This window comes from Mycobacterium sp. IDUB_9 (assembly GCF_055419505.1).
Window position 1 is genome coordinate 612,070 of the sequence record NZ_JBVAXU010000003.1, and the last position, 19,426, is coordinate 631,495.

21 protein-coding genes are annotated in these 19,426 nt (G+C 66.6%); 6 read left to right on the forward strand and 15 right to left on the reverse strand.

Features of this window, described 5'->3' with window-relative positions; genetic code table 11:
- Window positions 1-67: 67 nt before the first annotated feature.
- Together ACZY08_RS17365 and ACZY08_RS17370 are read left to right on the forward strand one after the other, a co-directional pair.
- Entirely contained in the window at window positions 68-910 is an 843-nt protein-coding gene (locus ACZY08_RS17365; RefSeq protein ID WP_463745441.1) for an NmrA family NAD(P)-binding protein, read from the forward strand.
- Window positions 911-922: 12 nt separating this feature from the next.
- Window positions 923-1,375, forward strand: a complete 453-nt coding sequence (locus tag ACZY08_RS17370) for a nitroreductase family deazaflavin-dependent oxidoreductase (RefSeq protein ID WP_463745440.1) — start codon at window positions 923-925, stop codon at window positions 1,373-1,375.
- On the opposite strand, the gene ACZY08_RS17375 is transcribed toward ACZY08_RS17370, so the two are convergent.
- The 5 genes from ACZY08_RS17375 to ACZY08_RS17395 form a co-directional block, all read right to left on the reverse strand.
- Entirely contained in the window at window positions 1,372-2,181 is an 810-nt protein-coding gene (locus tag ACZY08_RS17375) for a DUF4097 family beta strand repeat-containing protein (RefSeq protein WP_463745439.1), read from the reverse strand. The two genes, ACZY08_RS17370 and ACZY08_RS17375, sit on opposite strands and share 4 nt — an antisense overlap.
- 22 nt (window positions 2,182-2,203) lie before the next feature.
- A complete protein-coding gene (locus ACZY08_RS17380; RefSeq protein WP_463745438.1) occupies window positions 2,204-2,677 on the reverse strand; it encodes a histidine kinase in 474 nt (157 codons plus the stop codon).
- Window positions 2,678-2,775: 98 nt separating this feature from the next.
- Complete coding sequence (locus tag ACZY08_RS17385; protein ID WP_463745437.1) at window positions 2,776-4,128, reverse strand: APC family permease; 1,353 nt, start codon at window positions 4,126-4,128, stop codon at window positions 2,776-2,778.
- On the reverse strand, window positions 4,128-5,009 hold the full coding sequence (locus ACZY08_RS17390) for a carbon-nitrogen hydrolase family protein (RefSeq protein WP_463745436.1): 882 nt from the start codon (window positions 5,007-5,009) through the stop codon (window positions 4,128-4,130). Before ACZY08_RS17390 ends, ACZY08_RS17385 begins: the two co-directional genes overlap by 1 nt.
- A 28-nt stretch (window positions 5,010-5,037) precedes the next feature.
- The gene (locus tag ACZY08_RS17395; RefSeq protein ID WP_463745435.1) at window positions 5,038-5,919 is read right to left on the reverse strand and encodes a TIGR03619 family F420-dependent LLM class oxidoreductase; all 882 of its coding nucleotides are present in this window, start codon (window positions 5,917-5,919) and stop codon (window positions 5,038-5,040) included.
- A gap of 49 nt (window positions 5,920-5,968) precedes the next feature.
- Between ACZY08_RS17395 and ACZY08_RS17400 the strand changes: the two genes are divergently transcribed.
- Both ACZY08_RS17400 and ACZY08_RS17405 read left to right on the forward strand, forming a co-directional pair.
- Window positions 5,969-7,303: a cryptochrome/photolyase family protein gene (locus tag ACZY08_RS17400; protein ID WP_463745434.1), complete on the forward strand. Its 1,335-nt coding sequence runs from the start codon at window positions 5,969-5,971 to the stop codon at window positions 7,301-7,303.
- A gap of 82 nt (window positions 7,304-7,385) precedes the next feature.
- A complete protein-coding gene (locus tag ACZY08_RS17405; protein WP_463745433.1) occupies window positions 7,386-7,640 on the forward strand; it encodes a DUF2631 domain-containing protein in 255 nt (84 codons plus the stop codon).
- A 22-nt stretch (window positions 7,641-7,662) separates the two neighbouring features.
- On the opposite strand, the gene ACZY08_RS17410 is transcribed toward ACZY08_RS17405, so the two are convergent.
- The gene (locus ACZY08_RS17410; RefSeq protein WP_463745432.1) at window positions 7,663-8,529 is read right to left on the reverse strand and encodes an acyl-CoA thioesterase; all 867 of its coding nucleotides are present in this window, start codon (window positions 8,527-8,529) and stop codon (window positions 7,663-7,665) included.
- The gene (locus ACZY08_RS17415) at window positions 8,529-9,119 is read right to left on the reverse strand and encodes a hypothetical protein (RefSeq protein WP_463745431.1); all 591 of its coding nucleotides are present in this window, start codon (window positions 9,117-9,119) and stop codon (window positions 8,529-8,531) included. Before ACZY08_RS17415 ends, ACZY08_RS17410 begins: the two co-directional genes overlap by 1 nt.
- Before the next feature lie 226 nt (window positions 9,120-9,345).
- Between ACZY08_RS17415 and ACZY08_RS17420 the strand changes: the two genes are divergently transcribed.
- Entirely contained in the window at window positions 9,346-10,053 is a 708-nt protein-coding gene (locus ACZY08_RS17420) for a DUF427 domain-containing protein (protein WP_463745430.1), read from the forward strand.
- A 111-nt stretch (window positions 10,054-10,164) separates the two neighbouring features.
- Here the strand turns inward: ACZY08_RS17420 and ACZY08_RS17425 are convergent, their stop codons facing one another.
- From ACZY08_RS17425 to ACZY08_RS17460, 8 genes are all read right to left on the reverse strand, one after another.
- Window positions 10,165-11,403, reverse strand: a complete 1,239-nt coding sequence (locus tag ACZY08_RS17425; RefSeq protein WP_463745429.1) for a MinD/ParA family ATP-binding protein — start codon at window positions 11,401-11,403, stop codon at window positions 10,165-10,167.
- A 176-nt stretch (window positions 11,404-11,579) separates the two neighbouring features.
- Window positions 11,580-12,503, reverse strand: coding sequence for an alpha/beta hydrolase (locus tag ACZY08_RS17430; protein WP_463745428.1), 924 nt, complete (start codon window positions 12,501-12,503; stop codon window positions 11,580-11,582).
- Between the two features lie 3 nt (window positions 12,504-12,506).
- On the reverse strand, window positions 12,507-14,039 hold the full coding sequence (locus ACZY08_RS17435) for a flavin-containing monooxygenase (protein ID WP_463745427.1): 1,533 nt from the start codon (window positions 14,037-14,039) through the stop codon (window positions 12,507-12,509).
- Complete coding sequence (locus ACZY08_RS17440; protein ID WP_463745426.1) at window positions 14,021-14,725, reverse strand: SDR family NAD(P)-dependent oxidoreductase; 705 nt, start codon at window positions 14,723-14,725, stop codon at window positions 14,021-14,023. The genes ACZY08_RS17435 and ACZY08_RS17440 overlap by 19 nt, the downstream gene beginning before the upstream one ends.
- A gap of 35 nt (window positions 14,726-14,760) precedes the next feature.
- The gene (locus ACZY08_RS17445; protein WP_463745425.1) at window positions 14,761-15,573 is read right to left on the reverse strand and encodes an HpcH/HpaI aldolase family protein; all 813 of its coding nucleotides are present in this window, start codon (window positions 15,571-15,573) and stop codon (window positions 14,761-14,763) included.
- A complete protein-coding gene (locus tag ACZY08_RS17450) occupies window positions 15,570-16,538 on the reverse strand; it encodes a zinc-binding dehydrogenase (RefSeq protein ID WP_463745424.1) in 969 nt (322 codons plus the stop codon). Before ACZY08_RS17450 ends, ACZY08_RS17445 begins: the two co-directional genes overlap by 4 nt.
- Before the next feature lies 1 nt (window position 16,539).
- Complete coding sequence (locus ACZY08_RS17455) at window positions 16,540-17,769, reverse strand: cytochrome P450 (RefSeq protein WP_463745423.1); 1,230 nt, start codon at window positions 17,767-17,769, stop codon at window positions 16,540-16,542.
- A gap of 7 nt (window positions 17,770-17,776) precedes the next feature.
- Entirely contained in the window at window positions 17,777-18,481 is a 705-nt protein-coding gene (locus ACZY08_RS17460; protein WP_463745422.1) for an NIPSNAP family protein, read from the reverse strand.
- A 76-nt stretch (window positions 18,482-18,557) separates the two neighbouring features.
- Between ACZY08_RS17460 and ACZY08_RS17465 the strand changes: the two genes are divergently transcribed.
- A complete protein-coding gene (locus ACZY08_RS17465) occupies window positions 18,558-19,424 on the forward strand; it encodes an SMP-30/gluconolactonase/LRE family protein (RefSeq protein WP_463745421.1) in 867 nt (288 codons plus the stop codon).
- The last annotated feature ends 2 nt before the right edge of the window (window positions 19,425-19,426 follow it).

Below are 19,426 nucleotides of genomic sequence, written 5' to 3' on the forward strand. Positions count from 1 at the left end.
AAAGTTACCGGATCTCCGATCCGGCTTCCGTTGTAACTTTTTGGACGGCCGCCCCGTCCTTGATCGCATGAACACAATTCTCGTCACAGGCGCAACCGGCAATGTCGGCCGCCCGCTTGTCACCGAACTCGTCCGTGCCGGCGCCCGCGTGCGCGCCGTCACCCGCAATCCTGAAGCCGCCGGGTTCCCGTCCGGTGTCGAACTGGTCCCGTCCGCCGCCGACGGCGTGACCGGCGCATCGGCGGTATTCCTCAATTCGCGGGCGCTGGGGCAGGAACTGGCCGCGACGGTCGAACTGGCCCGCGCCGCCGGGGTGCAACGCCTTGTCGCGTTGTCGGCGATCAACGCCGATGACGACGACTCCCGACAACCGTCACGTGTGCGCGGGGACCGCAACCGCGAAGCGGAGCAGCTGGCCGTGGCCTCCGGCCTGGAGTGGGTCAGCCTGCGCCCCACGGTGTTCGCCTCCAACTTCGCCGGCATGTGGTCGGCGCAGATCCGGGCCGGCGATGTGGTGAGCGGACCGTATGCCGGCGCATCCACTGCGGTGATTGTCGACGCCGACGTCTCCGCCGTCGCCACGGTCGCGCTGCTCACCGACGACCTTGTCGGACAACGCATCCCGCTGACCGGGCCACAGGCGCTGACCAACACCGAACTGGTGGCCACGATCGGGCGGGTGCTGGACCGGCCGCTGCAGTACCGCGAGGTACCCACCGACGTGGTGCGGCAGCGGTTCGTCAGCCTGGGCTTTCCGGCCGCGTTCGCCGATGCCTACATGGGCCTGTTGGCCGACACGGTCGACCGGCCCGCACTGGTCACCCACGAGGTGGACAAGATTCTCGGTCGGCCGGCCACGCCGTTCGCCGAGTGGGTAGGCGACCACGGCGAACTTTTCGCCAATAGCTGAGGAGGACAAGACATGTCAGAACACGCAACCGAACCGCGCCCCCCACGCTGGCTCAAGCCGATGAACAAATTCATGATGGCGGTGCAGCGCCTCGGCATCCCGACCGGGCCGGCGATGGTGCTGACCGTTCCCGGCCGCAAGACGGGCAAACCCCGTAGCACTCCGATGACGCCGTTCGACCACGACAGCGGGCTCTACACGGTGGCGGGGTACCCCGGCTCCGACTGGGCGGCCAATGCCCGTGCCGCCCGTACCGGAACCCTGACCCGGGGCCGACGGTCCCGGACGGTCAGGATTGTCGAACTCACGCCGGACCAGTCGCGTCCGGTGCTGCGAGCGTTCGCAGTCAAGGTTCCGGTCGGCGTCGGCTTCGCCAAGCGCAGCGGCCTGGTGGTCGACGGCACACCCGACGAGTTCGAGGCACTGGCAGGGCGTTTGACGGTGTTCCGGCTCGACCCGGCCTAGGAGGTGGCCGCCGACGCGACGGCACGGCGGATCGAGATGTCGCCGGAGCCGGTGCGGGCCTGCAACCTGAATGTCTCGTCGCCGTCGCCCGGGCCGTCGGAGGACTGCAATCCGTTGTCGACGGTGCCGGAGTGGGTCTTCAGTTCGAGCTGCGCCGCGGTGCCCTCCGGAATGCCGACTTCCACCTCACCGCTGCCGGTTTGGGCGCTCAGCGCACCGCTGACCGCGGTCGCGACCGTGACAGAGCCCGACGCGGTCTGATGCTTGACGTGACCTCGCATCGTCCCGACGGCGAGGCTGCCACTGGCTGCCTGGAACTTCACGTCTCCGTCGACGCGGTCGATGGTCGCGTCACCGGAGGCCGTGGCGATCCGTGCATTACCCGCGACATCGCCGATCACGATGTCTCCAGATGCGGTGTCCGCCTTGAGGTTCCCGGTGATGGTCGCCACCCGCATCGCACCGCTGGCAGAAGCGCAGCGGCAGTCCGAGTAGACGCCGTCCGCATCGATGTCGGCCGACGCCGAGGACAGGTTCAGCCGGGAACCCGCGGGCAGCGCGATGTCGACGCGAACCGCTCCCCCTCGTCCAAGGGACAAGACCTTTCTGCCTACGGTCACGACAAGGGTGCCATCGTGGAAATCGATGCGCGCCTGTTCGGCCGCGCGCACATCGGAGGCGCGTTCGGGATCCCGCGGCCTGATGTCGACGACGGTGTCGTCACGGTCGGCGGCTGCCAGGTGTACTGCACCTGCCACCACCTCGACGACGGCGGTGATCGGTTGGGGTGTGTGGAACGTGGTCATCGGTTTCTCCTATCGGTCAGGTTCAGCGGACCCAGCCGCTGAAGGTCTTGCCCGCGGACCGGGTCTGGCGACCCGCCCCACCGAGTGCCGCCGCGGCCGCACGCACGAGCCAGGCGTTCACGGACACACCGTCGCGGCGGGCGGCTCCCTCCACGCCGGGGCGAAGGTTTTCGGGAAGGCGTAGCGAGACCCGCCAGGTACCGCCGTCGCCGTCATCGGGAACGTCCACCGAGTACGGCGCGGGGACGTCGCCCTCGGCGGTCTCGACGCTGAACTCGGGGTCGCGGCCGTTGAGCCGGACATGGACGGATCCGGGGGCGAGTTCACGCGTGATCTGCTCGGCGCTCTCGGCCAATGCCTCCAGCAGAGCCAGACGCAGTGCGGATTCCAGCGGCGCGGTAAGTCGCTGGGCCAACGCCTCGGCCTCGGGCCCTCCCGCCGCCGCAGCCACACCGAGTTCGTGCCGGACACCGTCGATGTACGGTTGCAAATCCATGGTGTCATGGTGACATCATTCTGATGTCATATCAAGCGTCATGTTGACGCGATTGCTCTACGGCGCTGCGTGGTCTCAATGACGGCCGGTGAGCCGCGTCATTTTGGTTCTTGTGCCGTCGTGTCTTCTTCGGTGAGGCCAGACATCTCCGGCGGTTGCCGCGTAAACCCGCGAGTCAACACCAGGAGGTACACGACACCGATCGACAGCCACGACAACCCGAGGATCAGCGCGTGGGGGTCCAGTTTCGTCAGCAGGTAGACGTCGACGACCGCGCCGACGACGGGCAGCAGGACGTAACGCCATGGATTGAGCCGCTTTCCGCGGTGCCGCAGGAAATAGGCGATGACCGCGAGGTTCACCAGGGTGAACGCGGTGAAGGCGCCGAAATTGATGAACGAGGTCGAGGTGGAGATATCCAGGAATATCGCTGCCAGCCCGATCCCACCCGCCAGTCCAATGTTGAACACAGGGGTGTGGAACCGCTCCGACACCCAGCCGAACGCTCGCTTCGGCAACACACCGTCGCGTCCCATGGCGTAGAGCAGTCGGGAGACCGCCGCCTGGGCCGCCAGACCGGAGGTGAACTGGCCGATGATCAGCGCGGCGAGGAACACCGCGCCGAACACACTGCCGCCGATGGTTCTTGCGATATCGGATGCCAATGAATCGGCGTTCTCAAAGGATCTGCCCGGGGAAACAAGGCTGACGACATAGGACACCAGCACGTAGATGCCGCCACCGATCAGCGCCACCAGCACGATCGCCCGCGGGATATTGCGTTGAGCATCGCGGGTTTCCTCGGTCAGCGTGCTGACCGCGTCAAAGCCCAGGAAGGAATATGCCGCTATCGCCGCACCTGCGGCTATCGCCGAAAACCCGACTTCACCGGTAAAGGGCGTGACCGACACCAACGGTTGCGTGTCTCCGACCAGGTGGATGATCGTCAGCACCACGAACAACCCAAGGATCAACAGCTGAAACGACATGAGGACAAAGTTCGCTCGGTCGGCCACCTTGAGTCCGACGACGTTGAGCGCTGACGTGATGAGGATGAACCCGACGATCCAAACCCAGAACGGCACACCCGGAAACTGTCCGTTGAGGTACGCACCGCCGATCAGCCAGATCACCAACGGCAAGAACAGATAGTCGAGGAGAATCGCCCAGCCGACGAGAAATCCGAGCCGCGAGTCCAGCGCCTTGCGGACGTAGGTGTAGGCGGACCCGGCGACCGGATAGTGCCGTGCCATCGCCCCGTAGCTGAGCGCGGTGAACAACATCGCAACGGTGGCAAGGAGATACGACCCCGCGCTGCCGCCGCCGGAGGTCTCGGCGATCACTCCGAAAATCCCGAGAACGATGATCGGCGTCATGTAGGCCAAGCCGAACAACACGACCGAGCGCAGGCCGATGGTCTTCTCAAGCGTTCCGTGGTGTTCGGTCGTCATCAAATGCCTCTCTCGGTGCCCGGCGTCCAGTGCGCAGGGTCGATGCGCCCCTGATAGATCGGCAGATCGATGAGTGGGTCGTCGGGTGCCATCTGCGACCACATCCGGTTGAATCCCTCGGTGCCCACCTGCCGAACCCGGCTGACCTCGTCAAGATCCAGGTGCATGGTCAGCACGCCTGGTTCGGCACCGGGGAGGTCGGCGATCACCTCGCCCTCGGGGTCGCTGACGACCGATCCACCGGCGCCGACGGGTCCGGCCGCGTTCACACTGAGCATGAACACCTGGTTCACAATGGCATTGGCGCGCGCCAGGATTCGTTCTTGCTTGCGGTCCGGTCCGATCGTCTTGACGACGTTGACGACGAACTCCGCACCCATCCACGCCATGCTGCGGGTCGACTCGGGAAACCAGGCATCGTAGCAGATCGACAACCCGCCCCGGCCGATTCCGGGCATCTCGAACACCACGAATTCGTTTCCGCACGACCATGTTTCGTAGGGCCGCCAGGGAAAGACCTTGCGGTAGCCGGCGGCCAACTCACCGGCCGGGTTGAAAACCACCGCGGTGTTGTACACCCTGCCATCGGCACCGAGTTCGGGGACCGAGCCCGGGATCAACCAGACGTCGAGGTCGGCGGCGATCCGCGCCAGTTGCGTCACCCGGGGCCCATCCAGCGGTTCCGCTGCGGCATTCAGCCAGGCGTTGCTGTCGGCGGCGTTATCGGCGTCGCCGCACAGATGAATCTCGGGGAACACGATCATCGACGGGGCCGGCATGCCCTTGCGGATCGACGTCGCCTGGCTGCGCAACTGACCGACGGGATCGGGCCCGGTGATCGGCGGGTACTGCGCCAGCGCTACCTCGAGCGAACGTCCCACCCGTTCACGTTAATTCAGCAGCTGCGCGCTATTTCACCTTTTCCATGATCGCCTCGGCGAACTGCTCGATTGGGCCCCTGAAGTAGTCAGGCGACCGGTCGACGCCGGTGGCACCGTTGGGCATCGAGAGCCAGGGCGCACACATCACCGCGGTGATGCCGAGATCCTCGGCCCGCTTGTACAGATCCGGCGACGGCGGATCCAGCAGCGCCAATATGACATCGAACGGCTCGTGTTCGCGCCCGTATTCACGGCGAAGTTCGGCCAAGCGGACGGTGTAATGAGAAGCCTGCTCGAGTGTGTACGCGTAGCCGATCCAGCCGTCGCACGTGCGGGCCGCGCGCCGCAGCGCCGCCTCCGATTCACCGCCGCACAGGATCGGCACCGGTGCCGGCGGGTGCGGCTCGATCATCATCTCGGGAACCGAGTAGTAGCGCCCCTCGTACGACACCCAGCCGCCGCGCCACAGTTCACGCAAGGCCGGGATCATCTCGTCGAGGCGCTTTCCGCGGGTATCGAAATCCTGGCCCAGAAGCTCGAACTCCTCCCGCATCCAGCCGACGCCCACACCGAGGGATACCCGCCCACCGGAGATCACCGCGGCCGTCGCCACCTGCTTGGCAACCTCAAGCAACGGGCGCGCCGGCGCCACGTAGATGGCGTTGGAGAAGCGCAACCGGCGGGTGAGGGCGGCCATCGCACCGATCAGGACCCACGAGTCCGGCCAGCCGGTCTCCGGCGCCCACGGGGGCTTACCGGTCGGCGAGTCCGGGTAGGGCGAAGACAGTTCACGCGGGTAGATCATGTGATCGGAGCAGACCATGCCGTGGTAGCCGGCCTCATCGAGCAACGGCGCCACCGTCAGCGCGTCGGCGGTGTCCATGAATGCCGTACCGCTCCAAAACTGCATGTTCAACCTTCCGTGTGTATTCCGGTTCGCTCACGGGCAGCATGTACGCGTGCCCACGCTGCTCTGGTTCCGCCGAGATCTGCGCTGCCACGACCATCCCGCCCTGCTGGAGGCCGCACAACCGGACGGCGAGGTCCTGGCCTGCTACGTGCTCGATCCGCGGCTGGAGTCGTCGGCGGGCGCGCGTCGCCTGCGATATCTGTACCGGGCTCTGCGGGCGTTGTCCGAGACCCTCGACGGAAATCTGCTGGTGACCCGCGGCCGGCCGGAAGAACGGATTCCCGCGTTGGCCCAGGCAATCAGCGCTACCTCGGTGCACATCTCGCAGGATTACACGCCGTTCGGGCGGCGCCGCGACGACACGGTTCAGGCCGCCCTCGGCGAGATCGCTCTGTGCGCAACGGGATCGGGCTACCTCGTGTCGCCCGGCCGGGTTACCAAATCGGACGGTACGCCCTATCAGGTCTTCACACCCTTCTACCGCGCCTGGCGCCGGCACGGCTGGCGTGCCCCGGCGCAGTCCGGATCCGACTCGGCGCGCTGGATCGATCCCACGGACACGTCGGTCGGTATCGGCAATCGCATCGAGATCCCGTCTGTCACCGACGGCCTGATCTTCGATGCGGGTGAACACGCGGCTACGTCGCAGTGGCGGGAGTTCGTGGAGCAAAGATTGGCCGATTACCCGGTGCACCGTGACCGTCCCGACCTCGAAGCCACCAGTCAGATGTCGGCTCACCTCAAGTTCGGCACCATCCACCCCCGGACCATGGCCGTTGACCTCGAATCCGGCAATGACGCCTACCTGCGAGAGCTGGCCTTCCGAGATTTCTACGCGGCGGTGCTGCATCACTGGCCCGACAGTGCGTGGCGCAACTGGAACCGCGATTTCGACGCCATCGAACTCGATGACGACCAGTCGGCCCGGCAGGCGTTCGAGGCGTGGAAGGAGGGCCGGACCGGATTCCCGATCGTCGATGCCGGGATGCGCCAACTGGCCGCCACCGGGTTCATGCACAACCGGGTGCGCATGATCACGGCCTCCTTCCTGGTCAAGGACCTGCACCTGCCGTGGCAATGGGGAGCGCGCTGGTTCCTCGACCAGTTGATCGACGGCGATATGGCCAACAACCAACACGGCTGGCAATGGGCAGCCGGCTGTGGCACCGATGCCGCGCCCTACTTCCGCGTTTTCAATCCCGGCCTGCAGGGCGCGAAGTTCGACCCAGAGGGCGACTACATCCGACGCTGGGTCCCGGAGTTGGCCGATGTCGGCGACGTGCACAAATTGGGCGCGGGCCGGCCGGTGTCCTATCCGGAACCGATCGTCGACCACACGGAGGAGCGCCTCGAGGCGCTCCGGAGATACCGACGTCTGGGTTGACCCCCCAGGGCCGGCATACGACACAGCGTCGTATGCCAGAATGTGCGCAAGCCAGAAGCCAGTTCGATCCGGAGGAGCAACCGTGGCCAGCACCGAAGTGGAGCGCAACAACGGCGTCGACGTCGAGGACGTGCCGTCCGCAGCGTGGGGCTGGTCGGATCTGAACATCAAGGTGATCCACCTCGGCGGCATCCTGTCCGCAATCTTCCTGCTGGTCATGATGCACGGCAACCACATCGGACACGTCGAGAACGCGTTCCTCATCACGTTCGCGGCGCTCATCTTCCTGGCAGTCGTCCGCAACATCTGGCTGCGTCGCCGCGGCTGGATCCGCTAGCCGCACATCCCACGCGTCGGCCCTACAGCCGGGCCGACGTCTCGATGGCCGAATCCACCGCTCGCATCGGACGGATCAGCCCCTCCTGGGCGAATGACGCCAGCAGTTCACCGTCCTCGGTGTGCACCTGACCGCGGACATATGACATCCCCCGTCCGGCCGCGGTGCTCTCGTGGCTGTACAGCAGCCAGCCATCCCACTCCACAGGTTCGTGGAAGCTGACCGACGTCGACATCACCGCTGTGGACACCGTGGTGTGAGCCTGTGCGGTACCGACCCCGAGATGTGGCCGCATGGTGGTCGAGATGCCGAGTTGCCCGGTGAAGTACGCCAGCAGCGCCTTGGCGAGGTCGTCACGTTCGGGGATGGGGTCGTAACGCAGCCAGGCATAGAGTTCGGGCGGCCCCACCTCCGCGGGGCTGTTCACGTCGACCACGTCGACGAGGCGCAACTCGTGGCCGGCCATGACCGGCCCAGCCGGGTGCGCATCATCGGGCGTTTCGACATCGGGCCGCAGTGTGTGGTGACAGACGACGTCGCCCGTCGGCACATCGGTCAGGACGGTCACGGTCGCGCACAGCCGTGAATCCTGTGCGACGGCCACCACCGCTGTCGCCGTCGAACGGCCCTCGTGCACCGCGTTGACCGACAGCTCGACGGTGGAGTCGATCTCGACCGGTCTGGCGAAGACCGCATGCGCCGAACGAATCATCTTGTCCGGGAACCGCTTTGCCACCGCGACGATCGCCTGGCCCAGCGTTTGCGCGCCCTTGACCACCTGCCTGCCGTCTGTTCCGGCCGGCCCGGTGACGCCGACGAATCGATCCGGCCCGACGGGCGTCACATCGAACACCTCGAGCAGACCGGCGATCGACGCCTGTTCGGTCATCAACACACCGGCACCAGGTCGGCGTCGAGCAGATCCGCAGACCGCCCGCTCCGGAACAACGTCTCCGCCCGCCCCGCCGACCCCGGATCCGCCCCGGCCACCGCCAGCGCGTGGGCTTTGAACGCCACTGCCGCCGCGCTCGGCCGGTACTGGACGCGGCCCCCGCCCCCGCCGAGCCCATCGGGACCGGATGCCCCGAAAAAGATCACGTCGGCACCCGAGGTGTGCACGGTGAGCCCGTGGTCACCGGATTCGAAGCGATCCGTGTCGATCGCCGTCATCGCGACTGCGTCCGCCCCGGCCGAGCGCCACAGGCTGTTGAGGCCGACGGATTTCAGCCCGAGGATCCGCAGTGCACGCTCGCCCGTGGAGTCGTCGGCGGCGACACTGACGCGCCAGCCCGCCATGGCCCGGTCGAACAACCATCCGCCGATGTGCGACACCATGCCGGCGACGTCGGCCGCCACCACGTTGAGTTCGTACTGCAGGGCTTTCTCGGTATGCACCCGCGGGCGGGAGAGGAGGGCCGGGAGCGAAACCGTGCCGAGCGCATTGCCGCCGTCGCGCGCTCCGGACAACTGTGCGGACATTCCTGACTGTAGGGACATAGGGCATCCAATCCGGGTCCGAAGGGCTGATAGGCCGGCACTCTCGACGGGGTGTTGCGGTGTGGCCCGCCTCATCCAACAGCGTGACATTCTCAAGAGAATCTGTAAAGCTTCTATCTGGACGCGACGATCGGCCGCACGATCGGACACCGCTGCGTCCAGGAGACGCGCCCGCAACCAGTGGGTCAGCCAAAATGGAGGTACCGCAATGAGTCTCGTCGCAGGGCGGGGTCCGTTGAGTACACAACCGGCCGGTTGGTTCACGCCCCCGCTCGCCGATGGCACGGTCTACGTCGAACCGCATCCCCGTCGCATACAAGCTTTCCGTGGCGAAGTCGCCGTGCTCGACACCGAACACGCCCTGATGGTGCACCGCGCCGGCCACCCACTCGGTTATGCCTTCCCCGGCGACGAAGTCGGCGGCCTTCCGCACGCGCCGGTAGCCGAGGCACCGGGATACGTGGCGGTGCCCTGGGATGCTGTCGATGCGTGGTTCGAAGAGGGTCGCAAACTCGTGCACTACCCGCCGAACCCCTACCACCGGATCGACTGCCGGCCGACCCGCCGCGGGCTGCGGGTGAGCGCCGCCGATACCGTTCTGGTCGACACGGACGACACCGTGATCGTCTTCGAGACAGCCTTGGAACCGCGGCTGTATGTGGACCCCGCCCGGGTCCACACCGATCTCCTGCAACCCAGCCCGACCACGTCGTACTGCAACTACAAGGGCACGGCCACCTACTGGTCAGCGGTCGTCGGCGACACCGTCATCGCCGACGTGGCATGGAGCTACCCCGAAACCCCACCGGAGTCCCGGCCCATCCAGGGCTACCTCAGCTTCGATGCGACCCGCGTGGACGTGCTCGCCGAACTCCCGTCCTCCGGGACGTCGGCCACGTGTGGTTGCGAAGTCTGACCTGGCAACTGCACAACCGAGTAGAGCGGCGGATCAAACCACCGCGGCTGAGCCGCGAATCAAACCACCGCGGCTGAGCCGCGAATCAAACCACCGCGGCTGAGCCGCGAATCAAACTAGCGCGGCACTGCCGTCGAAATCGTCGGACAGCGCCGCCGCCAGCTGAAGCGTGCGTCGCCGGAACACTGGCCGTAGCAGGTCGAAATGGATCTCGGTACCCGCGGCGATGTGCTTGTCCCACGGCAACACGAACACGCGGCCCGGGGCCACATGCTTCTGGAACTGATGCACCAGGTCACCGGTGTTCACGTTGGGTTTGCGTGGCCCGACATGGTTGACCACCACGCAGGAGCGGTTCAGCAGATCCTGGTAGCCGTTGTGCCGCAGCCAGTCCATGGTCACCGCCGCCTGTCGGGCACCATCGATCGAGGCGCTGGCCACGATGACGGCGCTCGAAACCGTCGACAGCACACCGCGGCCCGCCGGGGCGAACATGTCGGCGGCGCAGTCGGCCAGCACCAGGTTGTAGTGCTTGGAGACCGCGGCGGTCGCTGCGTTCCAGTCCGCGTCGTTGAAGGCCCGGGCGGCGCCGCTGTACTCGTCGCTGGACAGCACTTCGAGCTTCGACTCGTTCATGCTGGTGTAGGCCCGGACATCGTTGTAACGCGACAGGTCCTTGGCGGCCAGGAGATCGCTCACCGTCGCCGCGGACTGCCGTCCGGCGCGGTCGGCCAGGTTGCCGCCGGCCGGGTCGGCGTCGACAGCCAGGATCCGATCGCCCCGAACCGCGCTGAGCACCGATCCGAGCGCCACGGTGACGGCGGTCTTACCCACGCCACCCTTGAGGCCGAAGACACCGATCTGGTGGGACTCGCGCGCCGTCCGGCGCACCCTGGCGTAGAGGTCCAGTTCGTACAGTTCGTCACGGGAAAGGCCGAGATTGAGGCGGGTGGTGACGTAGACGGCCCGCCGCCAGCCGCTTCGTGGCTGCATCTTGACCGAGGAGCGCACGCCGACACGGGAGAGATTGTCGATGGCGCGCGGCTCGCCGGGTGCGGCCGCCGGGATCGGCTGTTCCAGGATCCAGCTCCCGGCGGAGGACGACCCGCTGATCGGGCGGCCCGGAACCGGCGGGAGCTTGGTGGTGATCTCCGCTTCACGGGGAGCGGCGAAATTCGAGGTCAAAACAACAGGAGGGGTCGATACCCTGGCGTCGCCGTGCCGGGACCGTCCGTTCGGCAGCGCCGCGACCGGTCCGCCCAGCAGGGCGTCAAGTCCGCCGTACGCCAGTGGTTCTCTGGCGTGTTTGGCGTCTCCGGAGTACATGAGCCGGTCGTCGTCGGCCGACATAGTTACCTCTCAATCGCTCACTCGCTCCCGACGTACCCGGGTTGACCCGTTGGGCGTGCCGCGGCCATCGTCGCACCGGGCGCACCGACTTGTCCGTGCGAGATCCGGATAGAACAGACCTGCATTATTGCCCACAACGTCGATCACAACCACCGCCGAGCTGACCAGCTACCGGATCATCCGTGCAGGGCACGGCGCAACGCCGCGCCTTGTAATGCGAAAAGTTGCTGGCTGACGTCCCACTCCGGAAGCAACGAATCGAATCCATGGCACGTCCCGGGAAACAGATGCAGTTCGGTGGCAACGCCCTCGGTCAACAGCCTGCGCGCATAGTCGAGTGCCTCGTCGCGGAGCGGATCGAGTTCCGAACACGTGATCAGTGCCGGCACCACACCGGTCAGGGTCGCAGCCCGCGCGGGTACGGCCGCCTCCGGAACGTCCCGTCCACCGGCGTAGTGCCGCCACATCGCTACGGTCGCCGGGCCGTCGAAGCCCGGGGTGTCGGAGAACTCCTGCTTGGACCGGGTCGGACGGTCATCGAGTACCGGCTGGTGGAGTGCCTGGAACACGACCGTGGGCGCCGAGCCGGCCGCGGCGTGCTGGGCCAGCAGCGCGGCCAGCGCGCCGCCTGCGCTGCTGCCGGCCACGGCGATCCGACCCGCGTCGATGCCGAGCTCGCCGGCTAGCGTGGCCGCCCAGTTGAGCACCACCATCGCGTCGTCGAACCCGGCCGGATACGGATACTCGGGGGCCAACCGGTAGTCCATGGCTATCACCGTGCACCGCGCCCGCCGCGCCAACTCCACGCATTGGATCTGGTCGGTGTCGAGGTTGCCCAGGACAAACGCACCGGAATGGCAGTAGACCACCGCGGGTGACGGCGACGGCCCGCCCCGATAGATGCGCACCGGGATCGTGCGCCGTCCGAGTCCGACGCCGGCCCCGACGATTTCGACACCCGGGGTGTCCAGGACCTGTGCAGCATCGCGGCGACGCTGATCCAGCGAGGCACGCACCGCCCCCAGCTGATCAGTGGTCAGATCGGTCCGGGCCTCGGCAAATCCGCGCAACGCGGGGTCGAGGCGCTCCAGCCAGGCCATGGCTCAGCCGTCCGTCCGATCGGCGGCCGCGGTGACCGGGGCCGGGTAATTGGTGGGCGGTTCGAAAGTGTAGTCCGCGGACCGGAACCGGCGGGTCATCGACCAGAAGACTCGGGCGCTGCGCGGCCATTGGGTGACCACCCGGCCGCTGGGGGCGCGGAAATAACTGCTGCACCGGGTCAGCCACACCGTGCCCTGCATCCACCGGTCGATGTCGGCGAGAAACGCGGCCATCGCGCTGGGACGCACCGCCATATATGACTTGCGTTTGCGCCGAAGGTGTTTCAACGCCCGCACCACGTAGCGGGCCTGCGCCTCCAGGATGAAGATGACGCTGTTGGAGCCGACATTGGTGTTGGGCCCGTAGAGCATGAAGAAATTCGGGAAGCCGGGCACCGTCATTCCGAGGTAGGCGAATGCCCCATCACTCCACGTGTCGTGCAGCGACGCCCCACCTTCGCCGGTCACGTCGATCTGCCCGAGGTAGTCGGCGGCCGCATAGCCGGTGGCGCACACCACCACGTCGACGTCGAGTTCCCGACCGTCCTCGGTGACCAGCGACCGAGCCCGTAGCGCACGGGCGGGACTGGACACCACCTCGACGTCAGGCCTCGTCAGGGTCGCGATGAAATCGGGCGAGAACACCAGCCGCTTGCACCCCAGCGGATGGTCCGGGGTCAGTTGGGCGCGCAATTCCGGGTCGGCCACAGTCGAGTCGAGGACGCTGAGCGCCAGCGCCTTGAACTCCTGGGTCTTGTCGCTGCCGTTTTCGATGACCGCGATGTTGGACTCACTGCGCAGCCACAGCCGCGTCCGGTAGATCTTCTTTGCGAACGGCACATGGGCAAAGAGCCAGCGTTCCCGCTCGGTGTACGGACGGTCGGGTTTCGGCAGCACCCAGGTGGGCGAGCGTTGCACCGAGTACACCTTCTCGGCAACTTTCGCCATTTCCGGAACTACTTGGGACGCAGTCGATCCGGTGCCGAGCACAGCCACCTTGGCACCGTCGAGTGCGATGCTGTGATCCCAGTTCGCGGTGTGCATGACGGTGCCGGTGAACGGCTCTTCCTCTACCAGGTCCGGTTGCAGCGGTTGGGTGAACAGGCCGATCGCCGACACCACGATGTCGAAGCGGTGCTGCGCACCGGTCTCCGTGGTCAGCACCCAGCTGTTGGCGTCGGCGTCCCACCGCGCCGAGGCGATCTCGGTGTTCAGGTGTAGATGCGGACCCAACCGGTACCGCTCGGCACACCGCTCGAAGTACTCCAGGATCTCTGGTTGTCCCGCCCACAGCCGGCTCCAGTCGGCGTTGAGTTCGAACGAATACGAGTACAGGTGCGACTTCACGTCACAGGCCAGGCCCGGGTAGGTGTTGATCCGCCATGTCCCGCCGACCCCGTCTTCGCGGTCGAAGATCGTGAAATCGTCGAAACCGGCCTTTTTCAGGAAGATTCCGAGTGCCAGTCCACCCGGACCGGCCCCGATGATCCCCACCGAGGGCGCAGGCGACATTCGACCTATCCGATCTGCAGACATTGGCCGCCGTCGACGAGGAGCTCGGAACCGGTGATGAACGCCGCCTGGTCCGACAACAGGAACGCCACGGCGTCGGCCATCTCGGTCGGCTTGCCCAGCCGCCCCAACGTAGCCCGCTCTGCCAGCCTGGCCTGGGTGGACGCGTCGAGCATCGGCGTCTCGACGGGTCCGGGAAAGATCGCGTTGACCCGGATCCCGTCACGGCCCAGTTCGGCGGCCGCCAGCTGGGTGAGCCCGCGCAGCGCCCACTTGGACGAACCGTAGGCCGCGTGGTGCGGAAACGGTCGGATCGCGCCGGTGCTGCAGGTGTTGACCACAGCGGCGCCTTCTGCGTGGCGCAGCGGTTCAAGAGCTGCCTGCAATCCGAGGAACGGTCCCAGACAGTTGACGCGCCACAAACTTTCGAACCCGGCCGGCGTTTCCTCTGCGATCGGGGCGCGGTGCAATACGCCGGCGTTGTTGACGAGTGCGTTGAGCCCGCCGAATCGGGCCACAGTGGCTGCCACCGCGGCCTGCCAGTGCTCTGGCGATGTCACGTCCAGTTCGACCGCCAACACATTGTCGCCGAACTCTGTTGTGGTGGGGGTCAGTTCGTCGATCAGATGATCCCCGGCGGTAACCCGGTAGCCGTCGGACACCAGTCTGCGCACGATGGCCGCGCCCTGGCCACGGGCGGCACCGGTCACCAGTGCGACACGGCTCCCCGACCCAGTTCCTGCGTTCAGTTGTAGCCTCCTCGTTCGGTGCCGGTCGCGGCCACTCCTGTTGCGGACGGGCCGCCGGCGTTTCCTGTTGCTTCGTTGAGGTGCTCGGTGGCACCGCGGCGCAGTGCCTGAGATTCCGAGGCCAGGGTGATCATCTGAAAGCCCAGCTCTGCCGCGGTCTTTCCCAGTTTGCCCGCCCCGGCATGGATTCCGGCGACGAGGCCGGCCGCGTGGGCGGCGGTTCGAATCGCGGCCATCGCCGTGCGCACCTCGGGATTTGTCCAGGCCTCAGGCAGCCGGTATCCCATCGAGATTGCCAGGTCCGCCGGGCCGACGTAGATCCCGGTAAGTCCCGGCACCGCGCAGATCTCCTCGGCCGCGGCCAGGCCCCGTGCCGTCTCGATCATCGCGAACACACTCACCCGGGCCTCCAGTTCGGCGGTGTCGTGTCCCAGGGCGGCCCGCAACGGCCCGAAGCTGCGCACCCCGGCCGGCGCATATCGGGTAGCCGCCACCGCTGAGGCAGCCTGGTCAGCCGATTCCACCATGGCGATGATCACCGCGTCGGCACCCGCGTCGAGCACCCGGCCGATCGGTGCCGGATCGGCCGAGGGCAACCGCACCGCGGTGGCGATCGGCACATGCTCGAGCCGACGCAACAGCAGGGCCACGTCGGCGTCGTCGAGATATCCGTGCTGCACGTCGAATCCGACGTAGTGGTAACCGGCCGCGGCGAACTCCTCGGGACCCAGCATCGTGGGCCCGACCACCCAGCCGCCCCAGACCTGGGCATGAGCAGCCAGCGCGTCCTGCAGTCGGCGGGGGCTCATCGGGTGATCGCGATCTTGACGCGTTCGGGCACCGGGCGGCACGCGAAGTCGAATGCCGCCTGGACGTTGTCGGCGCCGAAGGTGTGGGTCACATAGCGTTCCAAAAGGTCGGGATGCTCGCGCGCGAACTCGTCGGCCCGGCGTAGCACGCGCTGACGGTCCAGGGTGACACCGGATTTCAGTGTGAGGTTGTTACGGAGCATGGTGCGCATGCTGATCGGGTAGCTGTCGTCATCGGGTACGCCGAAGTAGAACACCGTGCCTCCGAACGCGGCGGCTTCCAAAGCGTGGTTGAGCGTGGCGACCTGATGCCCCACGGTCTCGATGACGATCTCAGGCTTGCCGGTGCCCGCCAGATGCCTGACCCACCGATCGCTCGTGGCCCGGACCGGGGTGTCGACGCCGAACCGTGCGCTCACCGAGGAGCGGTCCACCGGATCGACACCGGTCACCCGTGCAGCGCCGAAAGCCTTTGCCACATAGGAAAAAAGCAACCCGATAGAACCCTGCCCGATGACCGCGACGTGACGGCCCGCGACGTCGGGTAACTGTTCCATGGCGTAGAGCACACAGGCCAGCGGTTGCAGGCCGACGGCCAGCTGCGGGGACAGCGCAGGGTTGTAGGACACCAGCCCGGCACCGTCGGCGACGACGCGTCCCATCAGACCGTCGAAGCCCGACGCCCAACCGACCACCCGGTCCCCCGTTCCGTGATCTGGATGACGACTGGCCAGTACCTCACCGACGATCTCGTGGATCGGGAAGCCGGTCATCTCCGCGGCGCAGGGACCGGTATCACCGGGCAACTTGCCCTGGGTGCCCCGGAATCCGGGAAGATCACTTCCGCAGATCCCGGCGGCCAGGAAGTCCAGCAGTACCTGCCCGTCGGCCAGCGATTCTGCCGATGACTCTGAGATCTCTTGCCGCTCAAACGTATACGGAGCGACGAGCCGGTATGACCACACGTCACACCTCCACGGGAATATTGTTCCAGCCCCACTGGAAGCTCGACGGTGGCCGGGAGGCCGCAGCCTCGTCGATGCGGTAGTCGGGCACGCGTTTGAGGAACTCCTGGATCATGATGGTGATCTCCAGCCGGGCGACGTGGACGCCGAGGCAGAAATGCTGGCCGTGGCCGAACGACAACAGCCGGTCGATGGGCCGGTTCCACACGAAGTCGTCCGGATTGTCGTACTCCCGTTCGTCGCGGGCAGCCGAGGCCAGCAGGGTGATGATGCGCTGGCCGGGATTGATCGTGGTGCCGTGAACGGTGTAGGCCCGCCGCACCGTTCGGGCGAACCACTGCGCGGGTGCGCTGTGCCGGATGATCTCTTCCCGGGCCACCGGCACGTTCCCGTCGAGATCGGAACGGACCGCGGACAATTGGTCGGGATGCCGCAGCAGCTGCCACAGCCCGGTCGCCGTGATCTTCGGGACGGTCTCGGTACCGCCGATGAACACGCCGAGCATCTGCACGGCGGCCTCCATGTCCCCGAGGGCCGATCCGTCGGGCAGCCGGAAGTCGATCAGGGCATCGGCGATCGGGACGCTGCCGTCATGACCGTCGGTGCGCCGGCGCTCGATGATCGGGGTGAGGTAGGACAGGTAGCCGGGGCGGGCGTTGCCGACCTCGACGCCTTCCCCGGGTTGCGCGAGGCTGCCCGCATTGACCGTCGCCAGCACTTCCGGCGCGAGATCCACCGACAGTCCGACGAATTCGCACACCATCGCGGCGGCCACGATGCCACCGTAATCCTGCGTCAAGTCGAAGGTGCCGAGCGGCAGCAACTCGTCGAGTCGCTCGTTGGCCAGCGTTCGGATCCGATCGGCCAGCCTGGCCGCCGACCGCGGCCGGAACTGCGCCGAGGTGCAGCGCCGCACGTTCTCGTACAGCGGCGAATCGAAGTTCGCATGAAAAGGCATGGGGTGCAGCGCCGGGTCGGGCACGGGACCGTCGTTGCGGTGCGCCAGCACGGTCGCTGCGGGCAGCGTCCCCTCGGAGGCGACGAAGGTTCCGTCGTTGACCCCCAGCATGTTCCAGATATCGTCGAACCGGGACAGCGCATACGTGTCCCACTTGTCGATGTAGTACACCGGATACTCGTCGCGCAGGATCCGGTAGTACGGCAGCGGGTCGGCCATCACGTCCGGATCGAACGGGTCGTAGGTGAAATCCTGCAGCACAGTCTGGTCCATGACAGACCTACTTGAGCGGCGACGGGGGCAAGGCCGAAAGGATGGAATCCTCCCAGCCGTCACGGAGCGCGGGGGCCACGCTCATCCAGGTGACGATCTCCGCGGGCGGAGCTCCCTTCCATGACGGGTAGTGGTTCTCGAAGCAGTCCCAGCCGCCATCGAGCGCCCAGTAGTGGATCACCTCGTTGAACCGGAAGGTGGTGATGAACGAGCCCAGCCAGCGCTTGCCGGTGCTCTCCGACCACGGTACGTACAGCCGCTCCAGTTCCCGGATGTAATCGTCCTGACGTCCGGGCTTGGTCTCCATGATCTCCTGGATCACCAACCCCGCACCGAAGTTCGCCTCTCGAAGCTGTGCAAGCGTCCGGTTGTACTTGCCGGCGTACATAATTCGACCCTCACCGCGGGCCCCGAGCTCGGACAGGTATGCCGCCCACTGCAGTGCGGGCTTCTCATGACTGCCGCCGACCGCCTGTGCCTTGCCGATGCGGGCATAGTCGGCGAATGCGTCGATCTCCCAGATGATCGTCACCTGGGGCCAGTGCCCGTTATAGGGCGTGGTTTCCCAGATCGCGAACAGCCGGGCACCCAGCTCCTCCATCATCGGTCGGTAGACCTCGCCGAAAGTCTCCGTGAACTGGTCCGTCCGACCCGACCCGAGATCGATGGTCTCGTGCAGATATAGCAGCGTGTGGCCGTAGAACTTCTTCATCTACCGCACTCCGGTGGTTGACAGTGACACCCTGCGAGCGTGACACTTGGGGCGTGTTTTGTAAAGGCGCGAGGACATGACAGCGGGAACCGAACAAACCGGGACAACTGAACTGGCGCATGGTTTCTGTTTCGGCGAGGGCCCACGCTGGTTCGAAGGCCTGCTGTGGTTTTCCGACATGCTGGGCGAGGCGGTGCACACGGTCACGTTGTCAGGCGCCATGACCACCCTGCCCCTCCCCGGCCATGCCCCGTCCGGTCTGGGTTTTCGGCCCGACGGCACCCTGCTGATCGCGTCCACCGAGCGCCGCCAGGTACTGCGTTACGACGGTGACACGGTCGAACTGCTGGCCGATCTCAGCGACCTGGTCCCCGCCGCCCTGGGCGACATGGTGATCGACGCGCACGGCCGGGCCTATGTCGGATCGCAAGCCCGCGCCAACGGGGTGATCGTGTGCATCGATCCCGATCCCACAGAGCCCGTCAGGGTCGTGGCCGATGATCTCGACTTCCCCAACGGCATGGTGATCACCCCGGACGGCACCACCTTGATCGTCGCGGAGTCCACCGCGCGGCGACTGAGCGCCTTCACGATCCGCAACGACGGCAGCCTCACCGACCGGCGGGTGTTCGCCGACGGTCTCGACGGCCCACCGGACGGTCTCGCCATCGACGCCGAGGGCAGCGTGTGGGCGGCACTGACATTGGCGCAGGAGTTCCAGCGCATCGCGCCCGACGGCTCCGCGGTTACCGATCGGATCGACGCCGACGGACGCACCGCCATCGCATGCGCCCTCGGCGGGGTCGAGGGGCGCACTCTGTTTCTGGTCACCACCACCGACGCCTATCCGGAGCGTCTCGTCGGCACCAAACTGTCGCGGGTCGACGCGCTGCTGGTCGAAACACCCGCACCGGGCGATCACGACACCCATCATCACCACTGAAC